The organism is Spirochaetaceae bacterium (assembly GCA_009784515.1).
Classification (GTDB): Bacteria; Spirochaetota; Spirochaetia; order WRBN01; family WRBN01; genus WRBN01.
Genome location: WRBN01000009.1, coordinates 26,461 through 34,855, shown reverse-complemented (window position 1 = coordinate 34,855; position 8,395 = coordinate 26,461). Strand labels below are relative to the sequence as shown.

The 8,395-nt window shown below is 40.6% G+C and carries 9 protein-coding genes; 2 read left to right on the top strand and 7 right to left on the bottom strand.

The window, feature by feature from the left end:
* A partial coding sequence (locus FWE37_02085) for a hypothetical protein (GenBank protein ID MCL2519783.1) occupies positions 1-897 on the top strand: 897 nt, incomplete at its 5' end.
* Between the two features lie 47 nt (positions 898-944).
* On the opposite strand, the gene FWE37_02080 is transcribed toward FWE37_02085, so the two are convergent.
* Together FWE37_02080 and FWE37_02075 are read right to left on the bottom strand one after the other, a co-directional pair.
* Positions 945-1,685, bottom strand: a complete 741-nt coding sequence (locus FWE37_02080) for a hypothetical protein (protein ID MCL2519782.1) — start codon at positions 1,683-1,685, stop codon at positions 945-947.
* Positions 1,686-1,890: 205 nt separating this feature from the next.
* Positions 1,891-3,438, bottom strand: coding sequence for a hypothetical protein (locus FWE37_02075; GenBank protein ID MCL2519781.1), 1,548 nt, complete (start codon positions 3,436-3,438; stop codon positions 1,891-1,893).
* Positions 3,439-3,601: 163 nt separating this feature from the next.
* On the opposite strand from FWE37_02075, the gene FWE37_02070 reads away from it, so the two are divergent.
* Positions 3,602-4,057 (top strand): hypothetical protein, encoded by a 456-nt coding sequence (locus FWE37_02070; protein ID MCL2519780.1) that lies wholly within the window; start codon positions 3,602-3,604, stop codon positions 4,055-4,057.
* Here FWE37_02070 and FWE37_02065 read toward each other — a convergent pair.
* The 5 genes from FWE37_02065 to FWE37_02045 all read right to left on the bottom strand — a co-directional run bounded on the left by FWE37_02065 (position 4,054) and on the right by FWE37_02045 (position 8,395).
* Positions 4,054-4,728 carry an anaerobic ribonucleoside-triphosphate reductase activating protein gene (locus FWE37_02065; protein ID MCL2519779.1) on the bottom strand — a complete coding sequence of 225 codons (675 nt, stop codon included), beginning with the start codon at positions 4,726-4,728 and terminating at the stop codon, positions 4,054-4,056. The genes FWE37_02070 and FWE37_02065 overlap by 4 nt on opposite strands.
* A gap of 12 nt (positions 4,729-4,740) precedes the next feature.
* Positions 4,741-5,139 carry a bacteriohemerythrin gene (locus tag FWE37_02060; GenBank protein MCL2519778.1) on the bottom strand — a complete coding sequence of 133 codons (399 nt, stop codon included), beginning with the start codon at positions 5,137-5,139 and terminating at the stop codon, positions 4,741-4,743.
* A gap of 175 nt (positions 5,140-5,314) precedes the next feature.
* The gene (locus tag FWE37_02055; protein ID MCL2519777.1) at positions 5,315-5,710 is read right to left on the bottom strand and encodes a bacteriohemerythrin; all 396 of its coding nucleotides are present in this window, start codon (positions 5,708-5,710) and stop codon (positions 5,315-5,317) included.
* 36 nt (positions 5,711-5,746) lie between these two features.
* Entirely contained in the window at positions 5,747-6,253 is a 507-nt protein-coding gene (locus tag FWE37_02050; GenBank protein ID MCL2519776.1) for a hypothetical protein, read from the bottom strand.
* Positions 6,254-6,316: 63 nt separating this feature from the next.
* Positions 6,317-8,395: a ribonucleoside triphosphate reductase gene (locus FWE37_02045; protein MCL2519775.1), complete on the bottom strand. Its 2,079-nt coding sequence runs from the start codon at positions 8,393-8,395 to the stop codon at positions 6,317-6,319.

Here is an 8,395-nt window from a genome sequence, read left to right as displayed (position 1 = left end):
TTGGAAGGTGTACGTTTAGAAAAAATTAGTCCTGCTAATTGCCGTATTAATGATGATAATTGGGTAATAAGACGCACTCTAGCGGTGTTAGGCACCGCAGGTAGCGTAGTAGCGCCGGAAGTTAATGATATTATGCAAGGGCGTTTTGTAAAGTACGGTTATATAGCTAAGCTTAATACGGTGGAGCATAGCCATTTTACTTTAACCGATAGGCAAAAAAACATTTTTTGGGACCCAGCCCCTAATGCCATAACAGAAGAGAGGAGTATTACAAGGCCCAACAACCATCCAACCGATGTGATATGGCACGCGCCTTACTTAATACAGGTTAATACTGGTAATGAGGTAATTGAAGAAGAGTTAAGAAGGCGAGGTAACGTTGTTATCCATGGGGCTGTTGTTAATGTTTTCCCTACAGCGCCGGCACAACCTTATGCTAATGGGAGAAGTGTTATATGGAACGAAGGCTGCTTATTTATGGCACATTTAGTTATTGCCCAAAAAGAGTTAGGAACTGTGTTTACTGCAGCGCAAATTGTGGATATTTACTATGAGGCTAGGCGAAACGGATATATTACGGGTACTATATTCTTACAAAATGGAATAGCCTTATTAAATATGGTTTTTATGGACAATCGTTTTAATCCGCATAGCATAAACCTATCAGCAAATGTAGTACGTAACTTAAACATCGAACCCGCTTCCGATGGCAGGCCAGCTCAAGATGATAGAAGCTACAGCTACCTTATACGCAGCGGTAATACAAGAGCAGATAATACAGGTATTCCACACCACATTTTATATACCCATAGGCATGAAAGGCTTTATAATTCTAGCTCACTACAGTTAAGAAGAACCAATGAATGGCGAGGGGTTATTATAAATAGAAATAATTAAGTTATAACAATATAGACTAAAGGGTATCCCTTTAGTCTATATCTTTCTTAAGGCTTATTCAGTCTTATGTCGTCTCTAAGGCCAATAATTGTATGCTTTAATCCTTCTCTCAATTTAATAGTATGAGAATGGAATTCTGACCTACCTTCTGAAAAATCAACATACCTCTCCAAAGGGGAATCCCATACCCATAAATGTAATATAGGATTATTACTTATATCAAGGCTGGTTAATAATGTATACCCCACATTAAGCGAGCTTAAACTAACAAGCATGGTTAAATCTAGGTCAGTTAGTGGGTTGCCGCTTACGTCAAGGTAATAAACAAGCAGCTGGTTACTTAAATCAAGCTGGATTAATCGATTACCTACTAACTCTACTATTCGTAAACTTTTTAGAGATGTTAAATCAATCTGGGTTAGTTGATTGCCATTTAAGTAAAGTTCAGTCAAATAAATTAAATTTGTTAAATTTATATCCATTAAATCATTTGATGATAAATTAAGGCGGCTTAACCCTATTAAATACTCTATTCCGTTTGTATTATTAATTTTTTTCCATCCAGCAAATGGCCCCCAGTGAGCATATAGTTCCCTAACTTTAGCCAATCTATCACTCAGCGCTTGCCCTGTTAAGTTAGCGTCTTCTCCTAATATTCTTGCTACTCTCTCCCTTAAACTAGCGTCAGGAAATAAACTGGCCAGCGTAGCATTAGCTGCTACCGGCAAGCCTTGCCCCTGCGCATTTATGGCTATTAGTAATAAAAATAAAATTAATATTTTTTTCATAGTTTTAGTTTAGCATAGCTTAGGCCTAAAGTAAAGCTAAAATATTAAAATAAGCAAAAGATAAGCAAAGAAGAAAATAATTTAACTATAAAATGAGAATGGTTTAATAAACTTACAAAATGTTAAAGAAGGAATATCATTAAAATAGCTAAAACCAGTTTTATGGATAGTTACCTACGGTAACTAAGCTTATTTTGTATAACCACTAAAAACGCACAAAAGCCCCTATCTCCAGCAAGACGGTGCTGTGGCTAAAACGGTTTAAAATTAAGCGGCTGTTAAGGCTAATATAACCCGAAGCAAAGTTGCTTAAAGCGTAATAAGCCTGCATATTTAATAACAGCATAAAGTTGGCTACACCGCTGTAAACCCAATTATGGGCGGTATATTCGCCCCAAACATAAACGCCTTGCGGCGTAGGGTCATCGTGGCTGTAGTGGCCGCTAATGCGTGCAGCTTCGTGGCCCTGTAAAAGGAAACCTAACGAACCATTAAAAAGATAGAGGTTATTTTGATATTGGCCGCTTAGTTTAAAATAAATATTATCACCGCCATAAGGAAACCCTAAGTAATGTTCCAGCACCCCGCCGGCCTCACTGCCGTACATATTACCACGCAGGTGAATATCTTTAAACATTGTAAATTTACCTAAAGCAGATTCATCGCCGCGTCCCCATATATAACGGCTGGCCCACAGGGCTTGAAAGCTAACAATTAGGCCGCCGTCAAAGGCAAAGTTTTCCATTGCCATCGCCCGTTCAAAGGGGTTAAAGCGTGGAGCGGCAAAACGTTCGCCGTTGTCAAAAATTTGCCAATCGGCTCCTACATAAAGAGCTAATTGGTTAGGGGGACTGGTAATCGGCTCCCAGCTTAGTTGCAGGTCGTCCATCGAAGCTTCGGCATAAAGGCGAATATTTTGCTCGGTAAATAATTTTTCAAAATTTAAAGTTAAGGCCACATTACCGGCCTCTGGGTTAAAAATATTATGCCATAAAAAAAAGGGGTTGGCGATAAAAAAATTGGCTGCCTGCCCTTGCCAAATAAAACTTTCGGTTAGGCCAACCCGCCAAGTGTCGCGGCTAAAAGCTATTTGATGAACAAAAAAGTAGCGTGATTCTTGAGCAAGATTAAACCAATGTTCGTTATTGTTCCGGTCGGCTTCATTAACTTGCTGCCGGTTCCAATCTAAAAATTTGCCGATAGCCATTGGGTCGTCGATAGCAGCCATAAAATAAAAATGAAAGCGTCCGCTAGGCAGCTGCGGCGTAAAACCGGCCCATAGGCCGTCAAAATAAGGTGCATCGCGGCCGGCCACCAAGTTGTAATCGCCGGCTCCCAAATGCCAGCGGCGGCGGCCTAATGATAACTGGAGTAAATCGCTGTTATAGGCAAGGTAGCCCTGTAAGGGGATATTACTATAAACCGCACTACTAAAACCATAGTTGGCAAAAGGCAGGTTAGAGAAGGTGCTATTATCTTTAAAAGCATAAAAGTGCTGCATAAAATCGAGGTCGGCATAAAAATTAAAGCCAATTATATCGATGTTAAGCGCTAATTTTATTAATCTAGTTTGATTGTAAAAATTTTGAATAGTAAATAAACTGGCCGGCTCTTCAGTAAAGTTAGCGCTGCTTAAGCGCAGCAAAGCCGGATTAATATCAATGATAAAAATATCGCGCCAAATATCGGTGATAGTGCTGGCCGCTAATATTTTATAATTAATTAAAAGCAGCAGTATTATCTTTGTTTTCATACTCCGTTTAAAATACCTTATATTTTACTATAGTGTCAAGCTATTTAATATGAACAAACACTTAAAGGCTTAAACTTTAGTTTAGTAGTGGAGTAATTATTTTTTCTTGGCTAAAAGGCTAACAATTTAAGCTTAATCGTGCTAAACTTAATAAGGAGACTGTATGAAAGAGCATATTAACTACGACGACAATTTATTTTTTATTACGGCCCGCTTAAAACTGCTGGAAGATGCTTTGCATTTAACCCTTGATGAAAGTTTATTTAACGAACTATACAAACACGATATATTTTTATTTGATAATTTATTAACAGTTTTTTATCAGCGTTTAACTAACAGCCGGCAATTACTTAAACTTAACGACTACCTCTTTGAGTTATGCCGGGCTCAAGTTAGTTTGGTTAATATTTTAAATTTTATTTTATATCAAGATACCGCCTTTAATCATAGCTTTTTGAGTGAAACTGATACTTTTAAAGCCATAGCAGGCAGGCAAAAGTTAGCTTACCTAGAGGTGCGCGAGCTTTTAACGGCTAAAGATAAACAAGCTGCCGGTAACGATGTTATTAGTGAAGAAGAATATAATATTTTATTTAGCAGTGATGAGGCCGGCGACTAACAACCCAGCGCCTTTACCCCTTCGGTTTCAATAAAAGTTTTAAGTTTGGCTAAGTAGCTATCGTTAGTGGCCGGTAAGTTATTAAAGCTGTCATCTAAGCAATTAATTGGCCTAAAAGGCAATAACCGCAGCCCTAAAGCCCGGCCGGCCTTAATATGTTTAAGCGCCGTTGTTAGCTGAACCTCGCCACAAAAATGGGGCGATACCACAGCCCTTACCTCAAAGCTTACCTCGCTTTGGTTAAGCAAGTTAAGGCTTTGCCAAACAGGCTCATCATTTAAGCCGGTTAAAGCCAAATGCTCCGCTGTTTTTATATCTACAGCTACGTAATCTAGGTATGGTAATAAAGTAAGCAGCTGTTTAGGCAGGGTACCGTTGGTATCGGCTTTTAGCCGGTAACCCAAAGCTTTAATTTGATGGGCAATTTCGGGTAAATAGGGGTTAAGTAAGGCCTCGCCGCCGCTAAGGACTACCCCTTGCAGCTGCCCGGCCCTAGCCTTTAAAAATTGGTAGATAACCGGCCATTCTTCTAAATTTGTTTCGGTATTTAAAGCCAGCTGGCTGTTATGGCAATAGGGGCAGCGCATATTACAGCCAGCTAAAAATAGCACGCAGCTTAACAAAGATGGGTAATCTGAGAAGCTATTTTTAAGTAAGCTGGCTTGTATCATTTTTACTAAAAATTAAGCCTTAGTTTGCTCAAGCAAATAAGTGGCTAAAATACGGTCGCGCACCAGAATGTGCTTAACCAACCAATTTTTTAAAAAGGCAATAAGTTCGTCTAGGCTAAATTCGCCCCCCTTATATTTTTCTAAGGCGGCCGCTACCTGAACACCAAAGTTTTCGTGCTCTTTTTTATGTTTTGCACTGTCCGGATAGTTAAACTCGTCCATCTGTTTTTCTTCATAGCTAAAATGGTATCCTACATAAGCCCCTAGCCCCGCTAGGATTGTGGCAATGGCTTCAGCCCCTCTTTCTTGCCCTTCATTTACAAGTTGGTCTAAATAATTTACTAGCACCTTGTGTTGGTCGTCCATATCACCAAAACCAACATTTAAAACATCGCTCCAAAGTGTTTGCATTGTACTACTCCTCTTTTATACTGTTATACTGCGCCTTTTAATCATAATTAAGCTGCTTTGAATAAAAAGTATAAACTATATCCGGCAACTTGTCAACTAAGTTATTACGGCACTTATAAATGCACTTAGTATACAAAAGGGTATTATAAACGAAATTGGCTATTCAATAACAACTCTAATTCTTAGCTTGTTCTAATAAATACTTAGCCCAAATACGGTCCTTAACCATAATATGCTTAACCAGCCATTCCTTTAAAAAGGTAACCATTTCGTCCACGTCGTAGTTACTGTTTTGGTACTCACTTACTTTAGCTTGTACAGCAAGGGCAAAGTTTTTGTGCTCTTTTTTATGTTCTTCCAGCTTTACAAAACCGGCGGCGGCAAGTTTGGCCTCTTCGTAACTAAAATGATAATTTACATATTCTTCCAGCCCAGTTAAAACCGCTTTAACTTCTTCGGCATCGTTGGCCTTGGCAGCTACCATTTTATCTAAATAACCAACTAATACCTTGTGTTGGTCGTCAATATCATCAAAACCAATTTTTAAAACATCTCTCCAGAATGTTTGCATTTGTTACTCCTTTTTCTTACTAAAGCCACCTAAATCTTAGGCAGCTTTAGTAAAAAGACTTTGTAAATCGTTAAGATTATTAGCTCGGCAAAGCTCGTTACCGTTTACATCGTAAAAAATTACGGTAGGGGCCGCCAATACTTTTTTGGCTTTAGCTAGGGCAAAGTTAGCCTCTTCGTCTACACTTAAATGCTGGCCGTTAACGGCTAAAGCCTCGACAAAACTTTTAACCGATGGGCAATTAGGGCAGCTGGCTTTGGTAAACAGCTGGTAACTAACAGCTTCGGCACTTAAATTGTTACTGCATTTTAAGGGTTCATTGTTAGTGTCATCAGCGGCAGGGTTAGCCTTTGGTTGACCATTGTTTAACTCAAAGTTTAACCTTTCGTTAAATTCGGCACGTTTTCCTACGTTCCAGTTGCGTACACTGCGGTAATAACCAACAATACGGGCATATACCTCTGCCGTAGGGTCTACATATTGGCTTTCAAGCTCATTAAGTTTAGCTTGTAGCTCGCCGGTGGATAAAGTTTGTAAATTCATTAATTCTCTCCCTTTTTTACCAACAGTTTTTGTTGGTTTTTATATTTTAATTAAATGGTGCCGTTAAGCACTGCGTTTAGCTAACTCTTCTTTTATGGCCGTTATTTCGGCGCTAACCAACCGGTTTTGCTCTTCGCACTTAGGGCAATTAAAGTGCTGGCCAACTAAATAACCATGCCGGGCGCACACACTAAAGACGGGACTTAAGGTAAAATAAGGTAAGCGATAGCTTTGGGCAATATTTTGTACCAGTTTGCGGGTAATTTGCCAATCTTTAATTTCTTCGCCCAAATAGCAATGAAAAACGGTACCGCCGGTATATTTAGTTTGCAGCTCGTCTTGATGGTCTAGCGCCTCAAAAATATCGTTGGTTTGCATAACGGGTAGCTGGGTGCTATTGGTATAGTAAGGGCTTTCTTTATTGCCGCTAACGATAATGGCCGGGTAGTTTTCTTTATCATGCTTGGCAAGACGGTAGCTTGTGCTTTCGGCCGGGCTGGCCTCAAGGTTAAAAAGGCTGCCATATTCTTCTTGGTAATCTTGCATTTTGGCCCGCATAAAATCGAGAATTTCGAGGGCTAAGGCCCGAGCAGCGGGCTGGGTAATGTCGGCGTTAATAAAATTAAAGTTAAGCAGCGCCTCGTTCATACCGCAAATACCAATGGTGTTAAAGTGATTATCTAGGTGCTTTAGGTAATGCTTAGTGTAGGGAAAGAGGCCGGCTTCCATGAGCCGTGCTACCACCTTACGCTTGGCTTGTAAACTTTCGGCGGCTAAATTCATCACGTGGGTGAGCCTAGCAAAAAAATCTTCTTTGTTTACAGCTAAAAAGGCCAGCTGCGGCAGGTTGATGGTAACCACCCCGATACTGCCGGTAAATTCGTCGCTGCCAAATAATCCGCCGCCGCGCTTGCGCAGCTCGCGTTTATCTAGGCGTAAGCGGCAGCACATACTGCGTACATCTTCGGGGTTAAGGTCGCTGTTGATAAAGTTTTGAAAATATGGTGTGCCATATTTCCCAGCCATCTCGAAGAGCAGCTTGGCATTTTCGCTCTCCCAAATAAAGTCTTTAGTAATATTGTAGGTAGGGATAGGGTAAGCAAAGCCGCGCCCATTAGCATCGCCGGCCAGCATTATCTCTAAAAAGGCTTTATTTACCAGCGCCATCTCGGCAGCACAGTCTCCGTAAGTAAAAGGCTGCTCACGTCCGGCGACAATCGCCTTGCGTTCTTTTAAATCGTCGGGACAAGTCCAATCTAAGGTAATGTTGGTAAAAGGCGCTTGGGTGCCCCACCTGCTTGGCGTATTAACCCCAAAGATAAAACTTTGCACGCATTGTTTAACTTCGTTATAGTTTAGGTTATCGGCTCTAATAAAAGGAGCAAGATAGGTATCAAAGCTGCTAAAGGCCTGCGCCCCAGCCCATTCATTTTGCATAATACCCAAAAAATTAACCATTTGATTAACTAAAGTAGAAAGATGCGCCGCCGGCTTGCTGGTAATTTTGTCGGCTACACCTCCTAATCCTTCTTCGATAAGCTGCCTAAGCGACCAGCCGGCACAATAAGGGCTAAACATAGATAAATCGTGCAAATGCATAGCACAGCTGCGGTGAGCCTCCGCTATTTCGTGGCGGTAAACATTTTTAAGCCAATAATTAGCGGTAACGGTACCGGCATTGTGTAAAATAAGGCCGCCCAAACTAAAATTGACATTGGCATTTTCGTTAACGCGCCAATCGCTGCGGTCTAGGTAACTATCTACCAGTGTGCTTACATCTAAAGTTAGCTTAGCCTCACGAATATCGCTGCGCCGGCTGCGGTATAAAATGTAGCTTTTGGCTAAATCTTTGTGCTTTTCTTCTATAAGTACATCTTCTACTAAATCTTGTATCTCTTCTAGGTGCGGTACACTGCCGCTGTGGCGGCCGGCCAGTAGTTCTTTAACTTTAGCGTCAACCTTTAAAGCCAGCTCTTCGGCCAGTTTGAGGTTAGCCTCTTTACGGCTGGCCTTAATAGCTTTGTTAATGGCTACCACTATTTTTTGCTTGTTATAGGGCTCAACTTCACCTGCTCTTTTTGTAATGTAGGTTAAAGTTGCGTCTTCTTGTTTATGACCTAGTAAAACTTTCCAATCTAGCAT